The following is a 23,877-nucleotide window of genomic DNA, read 5'->3' on the forward strand; positions in this document are numbered from 1 at the left end:
CCGACGAGTGCTCCTGCTACGTCGGCATACCGTCCATCCCTGGACATAAAAAAGGGCGCAAACGCGCCCTATTATTAGATCAGGTTGTTAGAACCGAATTTCGGCCCCCAGGTAAGCGAAGCGACCGACACCGCCGTCGTATTCACCTTCGTAGTTACCATCACCGGTTTCTACAATATCGCCGGTGTTAGGAACAAAGGCACTTTCTTTGTCAAACACGTTGCGCACGCCACCGTAAAGCTTCAGATCCATGCCACCGTCCAGTTCCAGATTGTAGGATACAGACAAGTCATGGGTGATGTAGGAGCCATAGAACAGATACATGGGCGTTTCAGGATTGGCAATACCGCCTGTGCCCGCGTCCAGTTTGGCCTGATTTTCTGCTTTAAGTAGTTCCCAGTCCTCAACCCGGCCGTGATCATCGACCACTGATCCTTTGTACTTGGTTTTCCAGCGAATACGCAGGTCATCATAACGCCAGGTCACCGAGGCTGTAGCGCGGTCGGTAAACACGCCACTGCTAAGCTCGCCGTTGTAGTTTAGGGTTTCCAGACCATCGTTACCCTCATAGGTAACCGAACGCTCAATCACATGGGTGAAGTTCAGGTTGAATGACAACGCCCCTAGATCGTCCAGGTCATATTTGTATGCCATGGAGATGTCGTAGCCTCTGGCAGTTTCTTCTGCCAGGTTGAACTGGCGCTGAATCAACTGGGTGATATTCCCTTCTGAGTCACGGGTAATTTCACCACAGAAAGCGTTACCTTCACCAAAAGGCACGGAAGAGTCATAACACTCTTTAAGGATCTCTTCATTGCCGATGGAGGTAATGGCATCCTTAATGGTGATGTCGTAGTAATCCAGAGCAATATTGAAATTCTCAATAAAGCTCGGTGCGGCTGTAATCCCCAGGGTGTAGGTATCTGCGGTTTCTTCTTTCAGATTTTCATTACCGGCATTGGGTGAATAGCCGGTGTTACCGTCGGTAAACTCGCCGTACAGGTTAATGGCATTGGCAATACCCGGTTCCTGGCGACAAGCTTCGTGGCCTGCGTCTGTGGAAGTTGCGGTTACGCCGTCACAAATATCAGAGTAGCTGTTGTAATCGCCTCTTGGTGGCGATACCAGCTCAGTGATGTTAGGCGCACGCTGGGCTCTGGCATAGTTGGCACGCACTGCATAACCTTCGGCCGGCTCCCACATCAGACCGGCGCGATAGGATGACATAAGGTCAATGTTTTTCTGGCTGTAGTCAGCCAGGCGCAAGGACAGGTCTAAATCCAATCGCTTGGCGGCTGGTGCATCTTTAAGCAGCGGTACTGTTGCCTCACCAAACGCCTCCCACACTTTAACTTCACCAGAGAATGGCGGTACATCGTTAAAGGTGATGGCCTCGCCACGCAAGGCAACGTCGGTGTCCACTTTTTGCGTGTCGCGACGATATTCCACCCCAAAGGCCGCCGCGACCATACCGGCTGGCATTTCAAACAAATCACCGGCCATAAAAGCCTGTGCGTTGAACTGGGTAATGTCGGTATTAATATAAGGATTGGCACGAATATAGTCGGCCGCTTCCGGGGTAATGCTATTAATTCCAAAGATATTTACTGGTACACACCCTGCAGCACGGGCCTGTTCATCCGCACATTGAATAGTAGTGCCGTCGGCGGCGTATTCCGCATCCAGGCCTAGCGCCAGCTTGGTAATGCTGATTTCGTTAAAACGGCGTTGCTCCTGCTTAAACTTGCCATAACCCACCGAAGCTTCCCAGTCCCACTGTCCATCAAACAACGTGCCCTGTAAACCGGCAGATGTGCGAATGGTGGTACGGGTATTCTCGGTAATAACGTTACCCACCTCGTCAAAACGGCGATCCCAGGTGACACTCTTGCCAGCCATTTCCGCTATCACAGCGGGCACGAATGGATTGTCGGGGCTGATGGTGCCTGGCATGACTAACTCCGATGCACCAGTTAATGGATTAATACGCAACTCATCGTCGTTATAATCCTGTCCTTCAGGTGAGTTGGTGCGGCCGGACTTGTTCTTAGCGTAATGTATCTGGAAAGTACCGCGCAGGTCATCGGTCAGGTCGTAATTTACTTTCAGGGCACTAGCCAGCTTGTCAACGGGGATCTTAAGAATGTCCCACTCGTAGGTATCATAGCCGTCACGCTCTTCTTTGAAATCTTCCCTGAGATTATTGTCGGCATCGTACCACCAGCTATTGCTTTCAAAACGACCACCAGAAATATCATTGCTGCGCTCACGCCAGTCATCCATGGTGATATCACGCATACACTGGTCGCCATCAATAGTATTGTTGGCGTTACACATTTTCTCTGCGTCGTAATCAAAGCTTGACTCATATTGCGATCTGTCACGGTCCCAGGCCAGTAAGCCAAACTGACGGTCCCAGGTAACGGCTGCATACAGATAACCGCGATCATCGGCAAAGCTGGCACCATAACCAGTATCGATAGTGAACTCACGGGCGCCGCCTTCGGTACTTTCACCGCCGCGCACATCGATTTCAAACCCAGTCTTGTTGTTTTCGGTGATAATGTTGACCACCCCGGCAATCGCATCTGAACCATACACGGCAGAGGCACCACCGGTGATCACTTCGACACGGTCTACCATGGCAGCAGGAATAGTGGCCAGACTGATATAGTTACCGCTGTAGCTGTTAGACACTGCGCGGCGACCGTCAATCAGTGTCAGGGTACGGTCGGTACCCAGGTCACGCAAATCAATAGTAGATAAGCCGGTGTTCTGCACACTGCCTTGGGAGTTGGTATTGCTGGAACCGGCACTGATGGAGGGAATTTCATCCACCAGAATATCTGCCAGTTCACCAATGCCAGAATCTACCAGGTCATCCTTACCCATCATCATCATGGGCGTAGACATGGAAAAACTGTCACGTTTAATCCGTGAGCCGGTCACGGAAATCTTCTCGACTTCCTTAACTTGCTGTTCTTCAACCTGGGCGGCATTGCTGCTCTGGGTGGGGGTAACATCAACTTGTTGCGCCATGACCGAAGCGCTGCTAAAAACAGCGGCCTGGATGGCAAGGGTCAGGAGTTTCTTTTTCATTGGTTTATGTCCCTAGACTATGTGTGCTTTACGGGTCTTTGTATTTCTGCGACTTGTTGGTCAGATTAAGCAGATGTTTCCTTTTATTTAACCCGCTTAACAAGCACAACACAGCCTGACTCTATTCTTCCCCACTTCTATCTCTATTTAATCTCTATTCTGAAGTTTTTACTTTAATATCAATATGTTGATAAGTTCACTCATGAGGAGTAACATTTACTCACGCTATTGTGTTTGCGGGCACGCCAGCAATCCGCTAGATTGCCATCTAACTGCCCGACCACTTGAATATGCCTAAGAAATCAGTCTGATGCTTCAATCTGCTCCCTTTACCATTGGTGAGTTCAGGGTCGAACCCCTGGAATGTGCCATTTATCTGCCAGATGGCGAGAAGCACAGCCTGCAGCCTAAATTTATCGAAGTATTGTGTTATCTGGCATCCCATTATCCCCGCGTGGTGCCCCGTCAGGAACTGATTGAACATGTGTGGCAGGGCAATGGTTATGTGGGCGAAAAAGCCCTGACTAATGCCATTTGGCATTTACGCCAGGCGCTTAAGCAACAGGATGGCAGTGAAAGTATTCAAACCATTCGCAAGAGTGGTTATCAGCTCCTGGTGCAACCCGAATTTGAGGCAGAGCCAGCCGTTGTACCTGCCGCCGCAGACATGGCAGGAAAACCGCGGATGCCGGTCTGGGGATGGTCGGGCTTAGGCATAATACTGCTTATTGTTGGCTTGTTCTGGTGGTGGCCGCAAGAGCAAATAGCCGCTATCCAACCCGATATCATTACCAAACAGCCAGGTATGGAGCTTTTCCCTGCTCCATCGCCCGATGGCTTATTTACTGCCTTTAAATGGCGTCGCTCAGACGGCAGCATGGATTTGTACCTGCAGGATGCCAGACAGACGAACCTACCCGCCCGGCAACTGACCTTTGATGAAGCCAATGAAGGACGACCAGTTTGGGATATGACAGGCAAGTTTCTGTTTTTCAGACGTAAAAATGACGATCTGGAAACCTGCCAGGTGATCAGGCTGGAGGTTGAAAGCCTGCAGGAAAAAGTGGTGGGCAAGTGCCCGCTGGGTGGTGATTTACATTACCTGGATATCAGCCCGGATAACAGCGTGCTGGCCTACTGGGGCCTGGAAGGTGTGGCAGATACCCCGGCGGTTTATATTAAAAACCTCAACGACGAGAGTCAGTCTGCCCCCACCTGTCTGAATGAATGCAATATGCGTGACCGGGATTTAGCCTTTTCACCCGATGGCAGTCAACTGGCCATCAGCCGCCGAATCAGCCGGTTTGCCGAAAACATCTATCTGCGCAATCTGGCCACCGGCGAGGAAAGACAACTCACCGAAGGGGAATCAGACATTGTCGGGATTAGCTGGCATCCGGACGGCAAACATCTGGTGTATGGCGTACAACGGGCGGATGCCCGCTCGGGCTTTTTGCTGAATATTCACAGCGGTGAGTCTACGCCCATGAATATCGAGGGTTTTAGTTACCCGTCGTTTGCCAAGCAGGTACCCTGGCTGTATTTTCAGACCCGCAGCGAGTTTTATCAAATAGCCTACCTGCCTGTGGCCGAGGAGCTGCCATCCAGCCCTTTCCCCTTACTACAATCGGACTACAACCATAAGTACCCTGATTATTCTGCGGCCACAGACCGGATTGCTTATCTTTCCAATGAATCCGGCCATTATGAAATATGGGTGGCTGATGCTGAGGGCAACCAGCGCCAGCAATTAACCCACTTAAAACGCTCGGTATTGTATCCGCGCTGGTCCCACGACGGCAGGCGCATTGCTTTTCTGGCCGCCAATGCTAACGGCAAAGGCGACTCACTGATGATTGTGGATGTGGATAGCAAACGCCTGATCCGCGTGCCCAGCCCTTACCAGACTCATCAGCGCCCCACCTGGACGGCAGATGATCAGGCACTGGTAGCATCGGTTTATGATGAAGAACAGCGTCAGCTCTATCTGTTTCCGCTGGATAACAGGCCCGTCAGCCAGTTGACCGAAGATGGCGGTGTTTTCGGTATTATGCTGGCAGATGATACGCTGATTTATTCCCGCTCTGAACCCGGCCTGTACAGTATGGCTGCCGGTTCAAAGCAACCCAAACTGTTGATCGCGCCGGACCACTTCGGCACAAGATACACCTGGACCCTGGCCGACAGTGGCGACATTTACTTTGCCGACCCTGGTGCCCGCCATACTGATATCAAGCGATTTGACGCAGAAAATGCCACGGTGGCTGCCATAATGCGCCTGCCTCTGTCTGCCGTGGTGGCGTACAGTTCACTGAGCCTGGACAGCAAACGCCAGCGCCTGCTGTTTAACAACACCATTAAGGCCCAGTCGGATATCAAAAGAATCAAAGATCTGCCGCTAAACTAGCGCTTGTGCCCGCCTGAGTATGATTTTGCAGTAACACCCCACTTAACTGGCTGTTAAGCAATGTCGTGGCCATTTCCTGAAAGGCCGGTAACGGCATAGTTACAATGGCATGCAATAATTGCTGATGATGTTCCAAATCGCGCTGATAGCGAATATGGCTGCGCAAATCTGCTTCAATATCACCGCTGTTTATCTGCTGTTGTTGTAGGGCACTGACCAGATTCTGCTGCAACTTGCTAAATTCGGCTGGCTGCAAGGATGCAATTTGCGCGATAAATACCTGGTTAAAATGTGCAATGCGTTGCAGGAGCTGCTGCGCCGATGTTACCGGCGACTGCACATAGTAGCTGATATGGCGCTTGCCATACCGCTCTGCGGCCAGCGCCGAGACCCGGTATCCCAATTGTTCCTGGGTACGCAATTGATGAAAAAACGGTGCCTTAAGCATGCTGCCCAGCAGTTCCACCATGGCCTGTTGCTGCACATCCTGCCCCTTTGGCACTAGCATCAGTTTCACTGCACTGTCACTGCCGGCAACCGGATGCTGGTGGTGTTCCTCGGGCCAAGGCTTGCTGTCAATTGGCCTGTGAGAGGCCAGGTTGTTATGTTCAGCCAGCCCCTGCACGGCAGCGATAAGCTGTTGTGTCTGCTCTGTTTGTAAAGGACCATAGGTGATCAGGCTCAGATAGGCATCATGCAGGTAGGCAGCCGTAAAGCCACGGTAGTGGCCCTCGCTCATCTTTTGCAGATACGCCAGGTCGTCTTGCGCTAAACTGGCTCGACCCAACTGATAACTAAGCAATCTGTCAGCCTGGCTGCTGAGTCGCTCCTGGACAAAGCCGGCCAGACTGTTAATTCGGCGCTTTAAGGTAAGACGCAGGGCCGTGTCATCCAATTCAGGTCGCTGCAAGCCTGCCAGCATATCCGCAAACAGTGCTGACCAGTTACCGCTTTGCCCTTTAACTTGTATGCGCATGCCGCTACTGGTCGCGGTTACCGATGCCTGAATCTTTGCTGCGCTGGCCCGTTCAATCACCTGCTGCAGTTGCAATTGCAGACGCTTCTCGAACAGCACATTCAGGGCAGAAAAGTCAGCGGCAGTGGTAGGCCGGTCAATATACAATGTGATGGCCGTGTAACTGTCTTTATCCCGCCTGGCGGGTAATTGCCAAATGGCCAGCCCTGGCTGATGCGTTACTTTTTGCTCGGTTACCGCCAACGCCTCAGTGCTGGCGGCAAAATAGTCAGACAAACCGGGCAGGCTGAAATCAAGCGGCTGAGCCTGCCAGTCCGGTATGGCGGCATACCGGAACTCCGTCTGATAAATAGGTTCGACCATCTGGGTGTTAAGCTTACTGCCTTCACGAATAACCAGCATATTCTGCGCATTGAAGTGCGACCAGAAATCCGTTAGCGCCTGGGGGTTAAAAGCCACAGGCAGGCTGTCCTGGCTAAGTAACTGCTGAACAGGTCGTTGCAACAAGGCTTTGGACAATGCTCTTACCCTGCTGGCATCGGCATGCTCGGGGGTCTGATGAAATTGCGCCGCCGACAGGGATGAAAAAGTCTCAAATACCTTGCTATCCAACGCCTGATGGCGAATCTGCTGCACATAGGCAAAGGTCGCCGCCATAATCGCGGCTTCTTCTTTCATTCCGGCACCGGTGAGATTAAAGCTCAGGTTGAATAGCGCATGGCGGCTATCCAACTCACTGTCACTGGCCGACAAGCTTTGGATCCAGCCCTTGTCACGCAGATAAGCTTCCAGTCCTTGGTCATTGTAACTGGCCAGCAGCCATTGGGTGTAAGGTATTGCCAGGGTATCGCGGCTGGCCTGATTAACCGGTAAAGGAAAACTCAGGGTCAGATAAGAACGCTTGCGCAGCGTTTTAATCTCCACCTGGCGCGGCGCGTCTGCAAGCAAGGGCGCGGGTTGCTGATTAAGGGTCTTGCGGCAATTGTCCTGCACTGCACCGAATTTACTTTTTGCCTGCTCACCCAGTTGCTGCATAGATTGCGGCCCGGCCAGCACCAATGCCATGCGCGAGCTGCAATAATAGTCCTGGCCAAAATCTACCAGCGCCTGATGCAAGGTTTTCTCTGTCCGATCCTGTAAGGTATCCAGATTGCCGGTGGAAAACTTGCGGTAGCCATGCTCTGGATGAAACAGGGTACGCATCACTTCCCGTTTGCGCCGAAAGGCATCCTGGTATTTTAAGTTAAACTCGGCCTGTACCGCATTGCGTTCCTTGTACACCATCTGTGCAGGCAGAAGCGGGCCAACAAACTGCCAGGCAAATCTGTCCAGTGCCGGAATAAAACCGTCACTGGCCGCCTCGAAATAGTAGTTGGTGATTAAGGCCGACGTGGCTGCGTTTGAGCGCCCGCCCTGCTCTGCCAGAAATTGCTTATATTCAGCCGGGTCAGGGTATTTTTGCGAACCTTTGGACAGCATATGTTCATATAAATGCGCCAGTCCGGCCATGTCGGGCGGGTCCTGATAATAGCCAGCCTCAACACTCAGTGCCCCATATACTTTGCTAAGCTGTGCATCGCTGACCAGCAACACTTTTAAGCCGTTATCCAGCATCAGATATTGATAATCTGCCGGGTCCTGTTGACCTTTAAGTGGCGTATTGGCTATTTCAGGCTGGGTAATCTGACAGGCGCAAAGCAGTAGAGCAAGGCCGAATGGCACTATCCGCTGAAGCATGGCTTTTCCTTTGGCAAAACAAAAGCCGCACCCTAACGTTCGGGCCCACGTTCACTCAATGCCCGCCAGCTCCTTTTTACCTCTATTTAATCTCTATCCGGCGTACAGCAGGGCTATCAGGCTGAAAAGGCAGAGTAGCAGCGCCACAACCCGAATACGCTGAAGCCAGGTGGAACGTTGCTGCAATATCAGCAGCACAAACAGTGCCGCCGGGGTCAGCAGCCCAATCCAGATCAGACTGCCATGGGCAAAACCTTTCACCAGACAGGCAGCCAGCAAACCACCAAACAGAATGCCCCAGGCACTGAGCAACTGGCGTTGTCGCCTTGTGCCTGTGAGTTTGACACCGTGCACAGCGCGAAAATGGCTGAATTGGCCGGTGGCAAAATAGCTCATGGATAAACACAACAAACTAAATACCATTAGGTAACTCATTGGGTTACCACCTTATAACTGCCGGGCCGGGCATTTTGCTGGTGCGCAATACCTGGTTTGGACAAGCAATGCCTGGCTCCCCAAAGCGCGATTAAGCCGCCTGCCAGTACGATAAGTTCGAGACCGGCCAATGCCCATTGGCCATTAACGAGGTAGGCCAGCAAATGGTAATCAGTAGTAAGCAGGTTCAGTAACGGCAACGCCAGCGCCATGCCGCCGGTCAGCATCCAGACAAAGGCCCAGCCCCGTCGCCCGGGCTGATAAAGAGCAAACAGAAAAACCAGCAGGTAGCAGATAAAAAAGCCATGCATTTCCCATTCACGCCGCCCGTCAAAGTCCGCCGCCAGTAACCTGTTGAGGTACAAAAACACCAGACTGGCCAGCGGTAGCCCTGCCACAGTGGCAAGATTCATGGCTTGCACCAGACGCAGATTCCAGCCCATAGGCTGATTGGCTTTAAGGCGTTTTTCGGCAATACGTCTGGCCCACAGAACCCCGCCACTGGCCACCATAATGCAGCCCAGCACCCCGCCCAGCACAAACAGCCAGCGTAGCGGCCAGGGGGCGAACTTAGCCGTATGTAAGGCGATTAATGTATTGGCGGTTTTTTCTGGTGCATAAAACGCTGCTTCGCGGCTGCTACCTAGTGCATCACCCTGACTATTGTATAAGGTGGAACGGGCATAATGGGCTATCTGGCCTGCTTCGCGGCCATATACTGTCACCGTGGCATTTTCATCGGCCGGATTGTTAATACTGATGCGGCTGACCGATTCCACCTGCTTTTCGGCCTTAAAACGCTGAATAAAATCCTGTATCGGCAATGGCTCGCTACGCCGCTGGCCAGCGGCTTTAACAGATTGAAAGGTGGGATTTTGATCATCAAAAAACTGCGCACGACCGCCTGGATAGACTTTATCTACTGGTGCCGACATATATAAAAACATCAGGGTCAGTAAGCCGGTGTAAGTGATCATCAGATGATAAGGCAGCGCCAGTACCGAACTGATATTGTGCAAATCCAGCCAGGTTCTGGCGCCCTTGCCGTTTCGAAAGGTAAAGAAATCGGCGAAAATACGCCGGTGAATCACTATGCCGGTGACCAGTCCAACCAACATAATCATGGCGGCCGCTCCCACTATCCAGCGCGCAGTAATCGCCGACATATAGTGCAGGTCGAAATGCAGACGGTAGAAGAAGTCGCCGCCTTTGGTATCCCGTAGATTGATACCATCCTGTTGACTATCGCCAAATAGATAGCCGTCGACAAAACGGCCGCGCTTTTGACCCGGTTGCGGGGCTTCCCGGTACCCATAGTAAGTCAGTGGATTGCGCTCATCCGCTAAGTTGATAAACCACAGCGGTGAATCCGGTGCTTTGCTCTGCAGTACCGATATAACCTGTTGCACTGCCTGCTGCTGGTCCGGCTCAGCCACCACGCCATGGCTTTCGGGCTGCATCCACCAGCTTATTTCGTAACGGAAATAGCTTAACGTTCCGCCAAAAAACACCACAAATAATAACCAACAGGCCAGCAAACCTCCCCAGGTATGCAGCCAGGTCATGGAGCGAAAAAAACTGCCTTTCATACCAACGCTCCCAACAACAGGTAGTTACTCAATGCCGCTGCCAGGTAAAACCCACCGAGATCCGTCAGCGCCCGCCAGGCGCGGGGAACATGAAAACTCCACATAATCAATGCAGTAAACAACGGGAACGACAGTAGCATGGCTGTCAGTACTGACGACAAGGGCGCGGAAGGTAATAATGCGGCAATCAGTACTGCACATTCCGCGGTGGCCAGATAGCCTAATACCGTAGCACTGCCGATGCGCACCAGAATGCCGGTGGCTGGTGCAGAAAAAATACCTCTGATCCCTTGCATGGCCCCTCCAAAAATGCGAATTATTATCAAATACAACAAGAAACTCAAGCGAAGTTCGGCTATAGGAGGATATTCGGGGCAAACAAACAAAAAAAGCCGATAAAAAAGGGCCATGACAGGAGATTGAACATGGCCCTTGCGGGAAACGAACCGGGCTGCCCCGGAGTTTCAGTCAGGGAAAGTTAGAAATCGTAGCGCACCGACAAGCGCACCGAACGCGGTGCCTGCCAGTTGGACGGCGTGCGCCACAGGGCATTGTCATTGGCAGTCAAAGGTTGGCCGTCGGCCAGATCCTGAATTGACGAGGTTTCACCAATTTCACGTACATCTGTCACTCTGTCCCAGTCGAACGGGTTGAATACCGTCAGACTGAATTGTGTCTGACCACCAAACAGCTCCACAAAGTAATTCAGCCCCAGATTCAAGGTCTGAATGTTTTCGGTGCGACCGGCAGTGCCACGGGGAACCGCTTGCTCATCCTTACGGAAGTATTCTGCATCCCAGCCTGGTAAATCTTCGTGGTAACCAAAGTGGTTGATAGGCCGACCCGAATAGAAGTTGTAATTGAAAGACGCGGTTAAATCTTCACTCAGTTCGTACACCCCCCACAGCTTAAAATTGTGCGGTCTGTCATTGGGCAAACGACCATAACCGTCCTCTACAATTTGCGGTTCGTCAAAGGCGCGGGTCCAGCCAGGGTCGCGCTGACCGTTATCCGAACGCACCAAGCCTTCGGTATTACCCTCAGAGCGACTCCAGGTGTAGGACCCGGCAATATGGAATTGCTCGGTCACTTCGCCGTCAAAGGTAAAAGTCAGGGCGTGGTATTTACGTTTTGCCTCGGGGTAACCCAGATAGGCGGCAGGAATGGTTTCCTGAGTCAGCGTGCCGTCGCCGTTGAAGTCTTCCCAGATGGTCAGATCCTGACCGGGATTCAGCAAACGGGCCGAACCACCGTTCCAGACCTGCCCTGCCACATCGGCAAAACCGCTGCAGTCCTTGTTATTATCGGCACACCATTGCAACACGCCCCAACCACCTTCACCGGCGAAACCATCCACTTGTGAGTCTTCAATGGAACGCACCAAATCCCGATAGGTGTAGGTGACGCCAAGCAACCAGTTGTCATCCAGCACCACTTCATAGCCCAGGTTATAGCCATCCAGATACATAGGTTTGAGGTCAGCATCGGCAAATATCTGACCGGGCCGGACATTACCGTCACCCACGATCTGCACGCCCTGAATCGGACCGGTGCTGAGTTGGCCGTTATCCAGGTTGGCGGTGCGGAAGGTACGAATATCAAACTCCGGTGCCACGAAGCGCTCACTTACCCGCAATGCCACGGGCTGATAGTAACGGCCATAGTTAAAAAAGACTTTCTGGTTGCCGTCAATATCATAGTTAAGCTCTAACCGGGGCGCCCATTGGTTGTCCATATCTATCCATTTATCACCATTATTGGTGGTATTGGAAAAGGCTTCGTTGCGCACACCAAAAGTTGCAACCAACTGGTCGGTCACCTGCCACTTATCCTGAACATAGTAAGCAGAGAATTTACCGTCGATATCAGCTTTCTTGGTAAATTCACGGGTATACAGGTAGTCACCGGCTGGCATGGTAAATTCCCCATCCACACAGGCATTCCCCAGCGAGCACCAGCGGGTACGGTCGGTGGATGCACGCCACACTTCCATGGTCGAGTAATGTTTGGACAGACCAAATTCATCCAGATCATCCGGGCCGTGGCCATGGTTGTCGATTTTGGCGTTGATATCATCCTGTTCATAGCCAAACGACAGGGTATGGTCATCGGTTATCACCCAGTCAAAGTCGACCCTGAAGGTATCCCGGGTGTCTTCCTCCAGCCTCGCATAGCTACCAAAAGTATCAGTTGCTAGTGCACAACTGCCGGTGCGACAGTCATATAAACTATTCTGATCCGAGGTGCCCAAACGGCCATCGTTGGTGGTTTTCATTCTGCCGTAGTTAGCGATTACTGACAGGTCGTCGGTTAAGTAACCTGTGTAATTAACAATGGTCAGCTTGTTATCGATTTCAAAGGTGCGGTCCAAGCCATCAATATCCACCACCAGGTCGCCCCGGCCGGTTTGCGCCGACCATTGGTACTGATAGTCTGTGGTATCACGCTGGGCATCCAAATGCATCAGGGTCAGGCTGTGGTTTTCGGTTACTTGCCAGTCCAGGTTAACGAACAGCGAATCTTTGTCCACGTCACGAGAGGTAAAGGTGGTATCGCCTTCACCGGCATCGGCCCACTCATATTGGTTCCTGGCCGGGGCGTAGAGCACATAGAAAAATGCTTTATCCTGAATAATCGGGCCACTGGCATACAAGCTGTACTCCATCAGATCGCTGCTGTCTTCTGAGTGGCGGGCATGGTTGTACCAACCTTCTCCGTTGCGGTCTGTATAGTTAAAATCTGGCTTGGTGCCCCCCATGCCACCGGGTTCCCAGTCCAGTTTCACACCGAAGCGGAATTCGTTATCACCGGTTTTCGACACCATGTTGGTGACGCCGCCCACTGTGCGCCCATAGCGCGCGGGAATACCGCCATTGATCACCTGAATCTGGTCGACTATTTCCCAGGGAAACTCCGAGATAATCGCGTTGTAACGAATATCGGTAATATTAAAGCCATTCAGGTAATAGCCGTTTTCTGCCACCGAGCCACCAGCCGAGCTGACCAGACGGCCGTCAGAGCCCCCAATCCCGGAGAAGATATCGCTATCGCCAATGGCATTGCCGGGTGCCAGGGTCGCCACATCCGTCAAATTCTCACCTATGGCCATAGTAGACAAATCTACCGCACTGAAACTGACCCCTTGTTGCGAGCCCTGAAAGTCAATCTTGGCCACAGCACTGCCTGAGATCTGAATCACTTCCATACTGCTGTCGGCAAGGTTGACCTCACCCAGATCGGCAGCATTGCCCAGGGTGATTTCCACTTTACTCACCGACGCGCTTTGGTAGCCGTCTTTACTGATAGTGACGGTATAGCTGCCAACGGGTAGGCCCTTAATACTGAATTCACCATCTGCATTGGTGGTGGTTTTACGCACGATCCCTTTACTGTCGTGCACCAGGGTAATCTGTGCATTGGCCAGGTCTGTGCCCTTGGCCATCACTGCGCCGCGCATTTCACCATAGGTGTCGCTGGCGGCCTGCGCGAGTGGGGTACAAAGACAGCTCGCCACCGCGGCGGCCAGTAAGCTGCGTTGCCATCTTGTTTGCTTGTTCATCTGGGTTTCCCTTGTTGTTGTTTGTTAGCCGGTGAAACCGGCCCGACTGATGATAAAACGAACACAACAAAGAATTCAATATATTGTATACAATATATTTAACTATTTTTTTACACGCCATAAGCGGCAGTATCCAGACAGAAGTATCGGTATTGGTGCGAGAACCTGGAGCTGTTTATCTTTCAGGTATAGATTTTGTTCAAATTCAGCCTCCAGGCTAAGAGCGAACTTTGTCGGACTAAAGTCCGACCTACAGTGGGTTGGACTTTAGTCCAACAGCTTACGGGTAACCGGCTAAAGTATATGTCTGCCACGGGCGAAGAAAGTACCGAAAACACGCGACTCCAGGGATGGAGGACGCAGGGCGACTGAGGTAAAGCGACTCGGGAGACAAAGCCGGGGAGCACTATAGAACAGCTTTAGCTGGCCTGCTTTGCAGGTAAGCTGCTACATGGACGTAGCTTGTAATTTTTCGTCCCGTCCATCCTGAACATCGCCGCTCCTGGTCATCCATGAACCCACGGCATACGCCTGCCATGGATGGTAACAGTGCAGATTACGCAGGAGCAGTTATCTGCCCGTCCATCCCTGAACATCGCCGCTCCTGTTCATCCATGAACCCACGGCATACCGTTCATCCTGAACATAAAAGCCGCTTCGGGAGCGGCTTTTTATCATCTTATTTTTCAGGCCAGTGCTGGCTGGCAGCTAACCGGCGTGCTGCGCCGCCATAACAGCAATCCTGCCAATAATGCAAACAGCATGGCCAATGACGGCTCGCTGATTGGATTCGGCGGCGGGGTGGAACCAACCGGCTCAAATGGATCATAGTTAATCTGGCCGTTGCCTTCCCAGGATTTACCAATTACCTGACCCCAAACCGGCGACCAGCCGGTTTTAATCGCCGCATCCGGTGCCAGAATGGAACCAAATACATCGGTAGCGATATTGACCTTGCTGGCGCCAGCAAAGTTATACAGTACCTGGCTGGGCAATCTGCCATCCAGGTTATGCTCCTGGAAATAATCGCTAGTGGCTTTGCCGTTAATATAGACTTTGTGCTGGCTAAGTTGCACGCAGCCACTGTCCCCTGCCGGGCAGCCATTCCAGTCTTTTCCTGCAATGCCGTTAGGATTACTGATATTGAAGATAATAGTGGCATTCTCAGCCACACCATTAACAAACCAGTCGGTACTGGCGTTAATTTGCTCTTGTGTCACATTAAACACATAGACATTATCTGGAGGTGTGCTGGTAGGATTGAAGTCCAGTCGGCTCCACTTATGTTCAGTCGAAGCACTGGCCGTGCGGCTGGCAAGCTCAGCGGAAAGCTGTTTCAAATGAGCAAAGGCACTGTCGAAATCCACCGGTAACTGGCTTTTATCCACTTTTACCAGTGTTGCTTCAATATTGCTGCCACTCACCGTACCGGCATAGGCTAACTTGCCGCTATGGGGTGATTGATGCACACCGTCTTCGTAAACATTCAAATGGCCACCGCCAGATTTGCGGACATTGCCGCCCACCACCAGACTGGGACCTGAGCCCATACCAAAGGCGTCAATCTTGAAACCGATATCGTAACCGCCTTCAACAATGACATCACCACCAGCAGCAACCCGCCCCTGAGTATCAGAGCTGTTTGCCTTAAAATTCTGCTTAACAAATACGTTGTAATCACTAGCCTGACCAAAGTCGATAGGACCAGCCAGCACGGGTAGGCTGAATAACAAAGTAACTGCGGCGCTTAACCACTTCATACGCTATCCCTTGTTAAATTTTGCGCAATTATACAGCAAGTTGTGAGCTTGACAACGCTGTCAGGTAAAACCACTATCCACGACTGTTTTCACCCAGTATCGCCAGTACCTGCCTGGTTAAATCGGCTTCCTCAGCCAGTTGTTGCGCCTTCTTCAGCATACTTTCTGCCTGCTGTATTTCACCTAGCAAGGCCAGAGTGTAAGCCAGATGATACAGTATCTGTGCATTATCATTGTCACGCACCTGCGCTTCACGCAGCAATGGCAAGGCTTGCTCGGGCTTCCCAGACTTAGCATAAATCCAGCCCAGCGTGTCGTTAAACTGCGCCACCTGGGGTGCCAACTCATTGGCGCGTTTTGCATAGGCCAGGGCCTGGTTGAGATCTGAGTCAATCAGGTAGTAGGCCAGATTGTTCAAAAATACCGGCGAGTCCTGTAATTGCGGATAGGCCTTAAGTGTATCAATGGCCAGTGTCTGATCACCGCTTTGCATGGCAAGATGACTCAACTGGGCTACCGCCCAACTGTCCTGAGGGTGTTCACGCAACCATTGCTTAAGCAAGGTTAACGCCTGATCAGTTTGATGATTCTCGGTGTACAGAGACGCCAGTGTTTGCATATGGCCGCGTAAGGGCTGCTGCTGATAAAGCGCCTGGACAATGGCCTGCGCCTGAGCAAGATCACCAGTCGCCCTCAATGCATAAGCCTTCAATTCCAACCACCTGGCATTGTCGGGGCTGCTGGCCAACCCTTTATCTAAAATGCTGATGGCCTTATCGGCTTGCCCTCTGGCCATGGCCATACGTGCCTGCAAATAGATATCGACCTGTTCGCCCAGCAAAGTTTTAAGTCTGTTCAGGGTTTTCTCAGCACCGCCTAACTCTGCCAAATCGATCTGCTTATGTGCCACTGAGTGCAACTTAACCGGATCATCATAGGCCAGTCCATACAGCGCTTTAAGGGTGGAGATCGCCTTATCCTTCAACCCTTGCGCTTCTTCCAGCCTGGCTCGGGTGTACAGCAGCTTCTCGTCCAGATTGCGCTTTCTAATCATTTGTTCCAGCAAGGTATTGGCATCTATCCAGCGCTGCTGCTGCATATAGAGTTCCAGCAGGACCTGATTGGCTTGTTCATCCTGTTGGTCTTGTATACTTTCCAGCAGGGCCATGGCCTTGTCTGTACGGCCAAGTTGAATGGCCAGGTCGGCATAGAGTTTTGCTGTGGTGGCATCCTGCGGATTGCGTTGCAGCAACTGGATATAACTGCTCTCCACTTTATCCAGCTTACCCTGATTAAGGTAAATGCCAGCCAAGGCCAACTGGGCCGCATTAAACTCGGGAGCTAAGCGTAGAATTTCATTAAAAAAAGCTTCTGACTGCTGGGGTTGTCCTTGCCTGAGCGACAGCTCCCCGGCTAACTGCAGAATTTCCACTTTACCGGGATAGTCATTCAGCAGTGCCTGAGTGGTGTGATGGGCATCTTCCAGCATGCCGTTTTGCAGTTGCAAGAATCCCAACAAGGTACGACTGCGGATATCCTCGCCCTGTTGTTGTTTGAGCAGTTCCAGCGCCCTGGCAAATTGTTTATCAGCAATCAGCACCTGCACGGTGGCATCCAGCAGTCCCTGATGGGCCGGAAAACGCTGCCGACCTTTATCTGCCATTTGTAAGGCTGCGGCCAGATCGCCGCCGGCCTGATTTATGGTCACTGCCAACACAAACACATCAGGATCCTGACCAGACAGGGCCAGGGATTTGTCCACCTGCCGTTTGGCTTCTTTCAGATTGCGCTGCTGCAGCGCAATCATCGCCAGGTATCGATGGGCAGCGGCGGTCGCGCCGTAGGTATGAATAAAATCATCGAATTTGATCAGGGCAGAATCCAGTTTACCGCTGGCATAATCCACCACCGCGGCAAGAAAGCTGACTTCACGGAGTTTACGTACCCGGTCGTCAATGGCTGAAAGCTGATGCTGAATGTCGGTTAATAGGTGCCTGGCTTCCCTGTCATCCCCTTGCTGCGCCACCAATGCTGAATGCATTAATTTGGCATAGGGGTTATCCGGATGCTGCTCACGAAACTGCTGAACCAGTTGTAACGCCGCTGCCAATTGATTGTCATCAACCAGCAAACTGGCCTTACCCAGCATGGCCTGCTCATTAGCCGGCTTTGCCGCCATGGCGTGGTCATAGAGCGCTGCGGCCTGTTCCGTTTGCCCATACATACGGTATAGCTGAGCCCGCAACAACAGCGCCGGGAAATGCTCCGGTTGCTCCTTGAGCGCCCGTTCCAGCCAGGTTTCAGCGTCTTGCAGTGCATCCCTGGACAAGGCGATATTGGCCAGGGCGGTAAGACTTTCCACATGCCTTGAATCCAGCGCCAGGGCCTGATGAAAATCCTGCTCCGCGTTGTCCTTATGACCCTTTTCAAGGCCCAGCAAACCACGCAAATAGAAATATTCAGCGCTGTCCTGTAGCTGAGGATGGTCAGTTAACAGTGCTTGCGCCTGTGCATACTGACTTTGCAGCAACTTGGCACGTACCAGACTGAGGATGACGGTTCTGGGATCGGCCTGACGTGACAAGGCAAAACTAAGTTCCTTGTCTGCCGCCAGCGCTTTACCGCCCTCCAACAGCACTTTACCCAATAGCACCCGGGCCGGAAGAAATTCCGGGTCAAGCTGCAGACTGTTTTTGAGCTCTATTTCGGCTTTATCCAGATCACCAGCAAACTGATATTTAACCGCTGACTCGTAAAATGACGAAGCGTCCTGAGCCTGAACAGCCCAGACAAACAGAAATGAAAAAAAGCTAACAAAAATGCGCTTCATCTTGTTCCATGCATATCCGACGAAATGCAGGCAAGGTTATAGGTTAAAGGAACAGACCACAATATCGGGCCGAAAATGAATAAATCAGCCCTTCGCTTCCAATTTCAGCAGCAAGGTCTTAATGTCATCTTTAGCGCTGACAATATGTTTTTTCAGAAAACTGCAGGCTTTCTTGCTGTCACCGGCACGACAAAGTTCCAACAGCTCTTTGTGCTCATCCGGCGCAGTATCGATGCCGCCAGCCAGCATAATATGCATTCGCACATAGCGCTCAGAGTTCTTATTCAGCATGCTGACCAGCTCTTCGGTCTGTGGCCGGTCGGCACGACAATACAACTTGGCGTGAAAGCGGCTATTCAGGTTGCCGGTTGCCAGATAGCTGTCGCCGTTGGCCATGGCTGCCTGCAACTCGCTAAGTAATGCCTCAGCTTCTGCATAGTCTTGTTCCGTAAGTTTACCGATGGAATATTTAAGCAGCTCGGCTTCCAGCAGCGCACGCAGCTCAAAAATCTCATCCACCTGTGCTGCAGATAATTCGGTAGCCGTGGCACCTTTATGTGCCTCAAAGCTCACCAGACCTTCGGCCTCCAGTTGCAACAGGGCTTCTCTGACCGGAATACGGCTGACATTCAGCTCTTCTGCCAGCGCCGCTTGACGCAACGGCTCGCCAGCTTTAATGTCACCGTTAAGGATCTTTTCCCGTATGGCTTCCACCACAAGTTGGGTGCGAGTTTTATGTTCTATGGCCATGATGGCTCCCTGACTGCATATGGCATACATTATACCGATCATGGATCCAAGCGCCAGTGGTAGCGCTATCACTGATTGATTGGCTGCCATTCCGTGGCAGCATAGTTTAGCTACGGGCTACGGGCTACGGGCTACGGGCTACGCAGCCTTCAGAATGCATTCTGTAGGCAAAGTGGGCGTAAAAAGCGCTGCATTGCCTGCAGCCCCACCGAAGTGGAGCGCACATCGGTTGAGGCCGGAAAAGGCCCCCCATGGTTCATGGCCGCACACACCTCGACGCCGGTTGGCATCTGATTATAAATAAGCCGCCCGACTTTATAGCTTAACGCCTCCACTACTTCATCAGCCTGGGCAATATCCCCGGCGCTGCCATGCACACTGGCGGTGAGTTGCCCCTCCAGCGACGCAATCAGCGTTAACAGTTGTGTCTGGTCCTGATAACTTACCATCAGGGCACAAGGGCCAAACACCTCCTGCTGTAATTGCGGATTGGCCAGAAAATCTGCCGCGCTAACGGCAAATACCATGGCCTGAGCATGATATGGTTGCTGCAAGGGCCCTAAGCCAAGCTGTTTTAACTTGCTATTCATGGCCAACGACTGGGTCTGACTTTGATAAGTACGCAGAATACCTGGCGTCAGCAAGGTATCTGACGGCTGCTCTGCCAAAAATGCCTTAACCCGTGCGGCAAACGCTGCATTATCCTCTGGCACCAGCCACAGACCCGGACTGGTGCAGAACTGACCATTGCCCATTAATAGCGACTGGCAAAGCTGCTCAGCCAGAGCCTCGCCCCGCTCGGCCATCTGCTCTGGTAACAACACCTGCGGATTAACACTGCCAAGCTCAGCATATAAAGGAATGGGTTGTTCACGCTCGGCAATAGTGCGCTGTAAATGCCTGGCCACGGCCAAAGAGCCGGTGAATCCCACAGCCTGAATATGTGGGTCGGCCACCAGCTGATGAGCCAAGTCCACCTGATTGGTTTGTAGCAAGGAAAATACCCCAGGTGGCATACCGCAGGTTTCAATGGCCCTGGCAATGGCAAGGGCCATTAATTCGCTGGTGCCGGGGTGAGCCGGGTGACCTTTAACCACCACCGGACAACCGGCCGCCAGCGCTGCCGCCGTATCACCGCCCAAGGTAGAAAAGGCATAAGGAAAGTTTGATGCACCAAATACCGCCACCGGCCCCAAAGGCAGTCGGGTTAAGGTAAACGCCGATTTGGGCAAAGGTTGGCGATTCGGCTCAGCCTGTTCTTGCAGCAACACCACTGAACTGTTTTGTAAATGGCTGGCAAATGCGCGCAGTTGCCCCATCGTGCGACCGCACTCCCCCGTCAGTCTGGCCATAGGCAGATTGGTTTCTTCGTGGGTCAGGGTAAGCAGCGCGTCACCCAGTCCTGCAATTTCATCTGCAATAGCACATAAAAAGGCCGCGCGCTGGGCCGCTGACGTGCGGCGGTAGGCTAAAAACGCTTGCTGGGCAGCGCTGCAGGCCAGTTTTGTTTGCTCAGCACTGGCATTAAAAAACACCTGTTGCATCGGTTCATTACGCGCAGGGCTAAAGGCATAAAATACCGTCTGGCTCTCTTCCCCCAACCATTTGCCTGCAATCAGACTCTTACCTGTTAAATTCATGTCGTTCTCCTCTGATTTGTTTCCCGCCTGAAACAGCCCGGATCCTTCTGATGGCACACTAAATAACTTGAAATCCCAGCGCATAAGGGTCGCTGTCATCCACATAGATACAGTTTTGTCCGGTGGCCCTGGCCCAGCCGCGAATGCTGGGTAGAATTGCCGGGTAATTGCCGACCTGACTCAGCCCTTCCACCCGCCCGACAAACTGACTGCCGATATAGCTTTCATGCACAAAATCTTCGCCCACCCGCAGTTGACCTTTGGCATACAGCTGCGCCATTCTGGCGCTGGTGCCGGTGCCGCAAGGGGACCGATCAATGGCCTTGTCGCCATAAAACACCGCATTGGCAGCATGAGAGCCAGGGGTTTTCGGCTGCCCGGTCCACAGCAAATGCGAGGCACCGCATACCGTGACATCCTGCGGATGAATACAGTCCAGTTGCTGATTAATTGCCTGCCTGACCAACGGGCTAAAATGCAGGACTTGCGCCGCCGACCAGTGCTGAATGCCGGGGAAATTCGCCTGTGGTTCAACAATAATGTAAAAGTTACCACCGTAGGCGATATCCACTGTCAGCTCGCCCAGGCCAGGCACGTTCACCTGAATATCCTGGTAGGCCAGATAGGCCGGGACGTTATAAATCCGCACCCACTCCACCTTATCGCCCTGCTGCTGATACTCCACCCGGATCTGCCCGGCGGGTACATCCAGCAGCAGTTGCCCTGCCACTTTGGGTGTCAGCAAACCCTGCTCCAGGGCAAAGGTAACAGTACCGATGGTGCCGTGTCCGCACATAGGCAAACAGCCAGAGGTCTCAATAAACAGGATGGCGGCATCCGCATCTTCGCTCACCGGCGGATACAAAAACGAGCCGGACATCATGTCGTGGCCTCTGGGCTCAAACATCAGAGCCTGGCGGATCCAATCATAATGGGCCAGAAAGTCCTGGCGCTTGTCACTCATAGTCTGCCCTTTTAGATCGGGATGACCGCTGGTCACCAGTCTGACCGGATTACCGCAGGTGTGGCCGTCGATGCAGAAAAACGTCCCTTTACGCATACGTCAGTCCAGGTTGAATTTGCTAAGGTCGATACGGTTTTGCATCCCGCTATCGAACATGGCCTGAATGCGCTGTTTTTCGTCTTGTGGCAGTGGCAGTCTGGGCGCACGCACATGCTCAACGCCGCGACCGGCCAGTTGCTCGGCAAATTTAATGCATTGCACCAGGGTAGGAATGGTATCCAGACGCAGCAGCGGCAGGAACCAGCGCCAGATCTCCAGCGCTTCGGCATAGCGACCGGCCTTGGCCAGTTTATAAATAGCCACAGATTCACGGGGGAACACATTGGTCAGACCGGAAATCCAGCCCACCGCGCCCAGCATCAGGCTTTCCAGAGCGATATCGTCTACGCCGCTGAAGACGGTAAAACGATTTTCAAAGGCATTAAACAGCTCGGTGATACGACGTGTATCAGCGGTGGACTCCTTAACCGCCACAATATTCTGCTCTTCGGCCAATATCCCCATGCCTTCAATACCAATATCCACCCCGTAAGTGACCGGGTTGTTGTAGATCATAATCGGCAGCGCGGTATTACGGGCAACCTGCTGGTAGTGATGAATGGCTTCACGTTCGGTGGAGCGATACACCATGCCAGGCAGAACCATCACGCCATCGACCCCGATTTTCTCGGCATCCTGGCAAAACTCCATGGCAAAACGGGTGGTGGTTTCGGCCACACCGCTAATCAAGGGCACCCGGCCATTAATTACTTCTTTGGCGGCGCGCAGCACAGTACGCTTTTCATCGGCGCGCAGTGAGCAGTTTTCGCCGACGGTGCCACAGGCAATGATGCCGTTTACCCCGTCTTTAATCAGCTCATCCAACATACGTTGGGTACTGTCGATATTAATGGAGTCGTCGCTATTAAATTGTGTGGTGACGGCGGGATACACGCCCTGCCAGTTGATAGACATAGTGAATTACCTCTGCTGGTGAAAATTTCTTGCATCATATGCATTTTGTATACAATATTCAATATATCGATTTTCAGCAAGGAACTTTATGCAAGTCCGCCCCGAAAACCTGCGCGGCTATCCACAGTTGCATTGCCTGGACCTACATACCGCAGGTGAACCCTTGCGTATTGTGTTGTCAGGCTACCCAACGATCCCTGGCAATAGCATGCTGGCCAAACGTCGTTATCTGATGGCCAACCTGGATCATCTGCGCCAGCTATTAATGTATGAGCCGAGGGGCCATGCGGATATGTACGGGGCGCTGATAACCGAGCCGGTCAGCGTGGATGGCGATATGGGCGTGTTGTTTATGCACAATGAAGGCTATTCCAGCATGTGCGGCCATGGCATCCTGGCCCTGGTGACGGCACTGGCCGAAACCGGTGCAATCTCGCTGACCCACCCGGCCACAGTGCGCATTGATGCTCCGGCCGGGCGCATTCAGGCTTATGCTGAAATGCAACAGGATAAGCTTAATGCCAGCTTTGATTGCGTGCCCTCGTTTGTCGAAGCCACCCATCAGTATATTGAGCTGCCCGGCGTTGGCCGGGTGGACTACGATATCGCCTTTGGCGGTGCCTACTATGCTTACGTTGATGCCGATAAACTGGGGCTGGACTGCAGCGTGGCCAATGCCAGGCAGTTGATAGACATAGGCCGCCGCCTGAAGCAGGCTATTATGCCCAGGCATCAGCTAATACACCCTGAAGAAGCCGACTTAGGCTTTTTGTATGGGGTGATTTTCACCTCTGATAAGGTTGAACATTCAACCAGCCACTCGCGGCACGTTTGCATCTTTGCCGACGGTGAGTTGGATCGCTCCCCCACCGGTACCGGCGTCAGTGGCCGGGCCGCGCTGCTGAGGTACAAAACCGCCTGGAGCGGCAGCGCACCGATTCAGATTGAAAGCATTATTGGTAGCACCATGTCGGTGAGTATCAGCCATGAGCAGATCTTCGGGCCGTTTCAGGCCGTGATCCCCAGAGTGTCGGGCCAGGCTTATATCACCGGCGAGCACCGCTTTATGCTGCATGCGCAAGATCCCTTTCCACAAGGCTTTTTTATCAGGTAATCC

General features: G+C 52.5%; 14 protein-coding genes. 2 read left to right on the plus strand and 12 right to left on the minus strand.

The features are described 5' to 3' along the window. Positions 1-87 precede the first annotated feature (87 nt). The gene (locus tag CSR04_RS11445; protein WP_102796430.1) at positions 88-3,099 is read right to left on the minus strand and encodes a TonB-dependent receptor domain-containing protein; all 3,012 of its coding nucleotides are present in this window, start codon (positions 3,097-3,099) and stop codon (positions 88-90) included. A gap of 310 nt (positions 3,100-3,409) precedes the next feature. Here CSR04_RS11445 and CSR04_RS11450 point away from each other — a divergent pair, with 310 nt between their 5' ends. Continuing rightward, a complete protein-coding gene (locus tag CSR04_RS11450; RefSeq protein ID WP_102796431.1) occupies positions 3,410-5,506 on the plus strand; it encodes a winged helix-turn-helix domain-containing protein in 2,097 nt (698 codons plus the stop codon). On the opposite strand, the gene CSR04_RS11455 is transcribed toward CSR04_RS11450, so the two are convergent. The 11 genes from CSR04_RS11455 to CSR04_RS11510 form a co-directional block, all read right to left on the minus strand. After that, positions 5,484-8,219, minus strand: a complete 2,736-nt coding sequence (locus CSR04_RS11455) for an insulinase family protein (protein WP_102796432.1) — start codon at positions 8,217-8,219, stop codon at positions 5,484-5,486. The genes CSR04_RS11450 and CSR04_RS11455 overlap by 23 nt on opposite strands. 93 nt (positions 8,220-8,312) lie before the next feature. Further along, positions 8,313-8,654, minus strand: coding sequence for a DUF3325 domain-containing protein (locus CSR04_RS11460; protein WP_102796433.1), 342 nt, complete (start codon positions 8,652-8,654; stop codon positions 8,313-8,315). Beyond that, positions 8,651-10,243: a PepSY-associated TM helix domain-containing protein gene (locus CSR04_RS11465; protein ID WP_102796434.1), complete on the minus strand. Its 1,593-nt coding sequence runs from the start codon at positions 10,241-10,243 to the stop codon at positions 8,651-8,653. The genes CSR04_RS11460 and CSR04_RS11465 overlap by 4 nt, the downstream gene beginning before the upstream one ends. Beyond that, positions 10,240-10,539, minus strand: a complete 300-nt coding sequence (locus CSR04_RS11470) for an iron transporter (protein WP_102796435.1) — start codon at positions 10,537-10,539, stop codon at positions 10,240-10,242. Before CSR04_RS11470 ends, CSR04_RS11465 begins: the two co-directional genes overlap by 4 nt. Before the next feature lie 182 nt (positions 10,540-10,721). Beyond that, a complete protein-coding gene (locus tag CSR04_RS11480; RefSeq protein ID WP_102796437.1) occupies positions 10,722-13,802 on the minus strand; it encodes a TonB-dependent receptor in 3,081 nt (1,026 codons plus the stop codon). A gap of 686 nt (positions 13,803-14,488) precedes the next feature. Then, a complete protein-coding gene (locus CSR04_RS11485) occupies positions 14,489-15,562 on the minus strand; it encodes a choice-of-anchor A family protein (RefSeq protein ID WP_102796438.1) in 1,074 nt (357 codons plus the stop codon). 73 nt (positions 15,563-15,635) lie between these two features. Continuing rightward, positions 15,636-18,392, minus strand: a complete 2,757-nt coding sequence (prsT, locus tag CSR04_RS11490; protein ID WP_102796439.1) for an XrtA/PEP-CTERM system TPR-repeat protein PrsT — start codon at positions 18,390-18,392, stop codon at positions 15,636-15,638. Positions 18,393-18,476: 84 nt separating this feature from the next. Next, a complete protein-coding gene (locus tag CSR04_RS11495; protein WP_102796547.1) occupies positions 18,477-19,142 on the minus strand; it encodes a GntR family transcriptional regulator in 666 nt (221 codons plus the stop codon). A 149-nt stretch (positions 19,143-19,291) separates the two neighbouring features. Continuing rightward, on the minus strand, positions 19,292-20,782 hold the full coding sequence (locus CSR04_RS11500; RefSeq protein WP_102796548.1) for an aldehyde dehydrogenase (NADP(+)): 1,491 nt from the start codon (positions 20,780-20,782) through the stop codon (positions 19,292-19,294). A 58-nt stretch (positions 20,783-20,840) separates the two neighbouring features. Further along, a complete protein-coding gene (locus CSR04_RS11505) occupies positions 20,841-21,842 on the minus strand; it encodes a 4-hydroxyproline epimerase (RefSeq protein WP_102796440.1) in 1,002 nt (333 codons plus the stop codon). Between the two features lie 3 nt (positions 21,843-21,845). After that, positions 21,846-22,760: a dihydrodipicolinate synthase family protein gene (locus CSR04_RS11510; protein WP_102796441.1), complete on the minus strand. Its 915-nt coding sequence runs from the start codon at positions 22,758-22,760 to the stop codon at positions 21,846-21,848. 88 nt (positions 22,761-22,848) lie between these two features. Here CSR04_RS11510 and CSR04_RS11515 point away from each other — a divergent pair, with 88 nt between their 5' ends. Beyond that, positions 22,849-23,874, plus strand: coding sequence for a proline racemase family protein (locus tag CSR04_RS11515; RefSeq protein ID WP_102796442.1), 1,026 nt, complete (start codon positions 22,849-22,851; stop codon positions 23,872-23,874). Positions 23,875-23,877: the final 3 nt, after the last annotated feature.

It is taken from the genome of Bowmanella denitrificans (assembly GCF_002887595.1).
Taxonomy (GTDB): domain Bacteria; phylum Pseudomonadota; class Gammaproteobacteria; order Enterobacterales; family Alteromonadaceae; genus Bowmanella; species Bowmanella denitrificans.

Bases quoted from the DNA above. Each gene is read 5' to 3' on its own strand.
- CSR04_RS11445 (WP_102796430.1), bottom strand. From the start codon at position 3,099: ATGAAAAAGAAACTCCTGACCCTTGCCATCCAGGCCGCTGTTTTTAGC.
- CSR04_RS11450 (WP_102796431.1), top strand. From the start codon at position 3,410: ATGCTTCAATCTGCTCCCTTTACCATTGGTGAGTTCAGGGTCGAACCC.
- CSR04_RS11455 (WP_102796432.1), bottom strand. From the start codon at position 8,219: ATGCTTCAGCGGATAGTGCCATTCGGCCTTGCTCTACTGCTTTGCGCC.
- CSR04_RS11460 (WP_102796433.1), bottom strand. From the start codon at position 8,654: ATGAGTTACCTAATGGTATTTAGTTTGTTGTGTTTATCCATGAGCTAT.
- CSR04_RS11465 (WP_102796434.1), bottom strand. From the start codon at position 10,243: ATGAAAGGCAGTTTTTTTCGCTCCATGACCTGGCTGCATACCTGGGGA.
- CSR04_RS11470 (WP_102796435.1), bottom strand. From the start codon at position 10,539: ATGCAAGGGATCAGAGGTATTTTTTCTGCACCAGCCACCGGCATTCTG.
- CSR04_RS11480 (WP_102796437.1), bottom strand. From the start codon at position 13,802: ATGAACAAGCAAACAAGATGGCAACGCAGCTTACTGGCCGCCGCGGTG.
- CSR04_RS11485 (WP_102796438.1), bottom strand. From the start codon at position 15,562: ATGAAGTGGTTAAGCGCCGCAGTTACTTTGTTATTCAGCCTACCCGTG.
- prsT (WP_102796439.1), bottom strand. From the start codon at position 18,392: ATGAAGCGCATTTTTGTTAGCTTTTTTTCATTTCTGTTTGTCTGGGCT.
- CSR04_RS11495 (WP_102796547.1), bottom strand. From the start codon at position 19,142: ATGGCCATAGAACATAAAACTCGCACCCAACTTGTGGTGGAAGCCATA.
- CSR04_RS11500 (WP_102796548.1), bottom strand. From the start codon at position 20,782: ATGAATTTAACAGGTAAGAGTCTGATTGCAGGCAAATGGTTGGGGGAA.
- CSR04_RS11505 (WP_102796440.1), bottom strand. From the start codon at position 21,842: ATGCGTAAAGGGACGTTTTTCTGCATCGACGGCCACACCTGCGGTAAT.
- CSR04_RS11510 (WP_102796441.1), bottom strand. From the start codon at position 22,760: ATGTCTATCAACTGGCAGGGCGTGTATCCCGCCGTCACCACACAATTT.
- CSR04_RS11515 (WP_102796442.1), top strand. From the start codon at position 22,849: ATGCAAGTCCGCCCCGAAAACCTGCGCGGCTATCCACAGTTGCATTGC.